General features: G+C 60.0%; 1 protein-coding gene. It reads left to right on the top strand.

All coding sequences use genetic code 11. The features are described 5' to 3' along the window. Positions 1-261: hypothetical protein (locus NUV79_RS25215; RefSeq protein WP_257735812.1), on the top strand; the 261-nt coding region annotated here is incomplete at its 5' end. Positions 262-787: the final 526 nt, after the last annotated feature.

Raw genomic sequence — 787 nt, 5'->3', positions numbered from 1 at the left:
TCTACCCGCAAGGGCGCACTCCAATCGGGGGGCAACTTTGCGGGCCGTTTGACATCCTGGTGCGGCGACGCGCTTCAGGCCTGCCTCGGGCTGACGCTGACGGGTCTAATCGAGCTAGGTTCGTATCAGCGAGACGAGTGTATAGGCCAGTCCGTATCCAAGCGTCCCGAGCCACACTCCTTGAACAGCCAGGACCATTCTTATGAAGGTTCGGTCGCTCATCTGGATGCGGCCAGCGTGGACCAAGTCTGTCTCATTTGAGTGCAAGGCGGGAGTCTCCGACACAATCACAGGCTCTCTTTCAATTATCATACCAGCGACGGACCCCGCAGCGGCCGGGCCTGCCGCCGCCTCAGGAGCGCATCACGAAATGTATCGTCCTGACGCTCGGTGCCCTGTAGTCACTGGCGCTGGCCAGCTGCTAGTCCGCTGCTGGCTACCATCTCTCTCAGGTCCCTGCCTCCGGTTAGCAACAGATCACTGCCGGGGCTGGGTAGGTCATCGGCTCGACCTCGTGCTCTTGCAAGGTTGCTAAGGCCTACGCACAGCCTCGCGCTACTGCGGCGCGCTCCGGGCGATCCTCATGACCTGATCGGCAGGTAATGCGTTAGCTCCGACTATTCCGTATCGGGCACCTTTATCGGCTTCGATGAAGCTCTCCTTTACGAGGAGCTGCAATAAGCAAGGGCCACGAGTGTATCGGTCTCGCCTAAAGCAAGCTCATCGCCCTCACCTGTGAGATCGCCTGCAATGTTGGCCCCGTTGGGGGCGGTTATCGCTTTGAAGG

The sequence above is a fragment of the Allobosea sp. 47.2.35 genome (assembly GCF_024655635.1).
In the GTDB taxonomy this organism is placed as follows: domain Bacteria; phylum Pseudomonadota; class Alphaproteobacteria; order Rhizobiales; family Beijerinckiaceae; genus Allobosea.
Note: the sequence above shows the minus strand (reverse complement) of the source record. Positions and strands in the feature narration are given on the sequence as shown.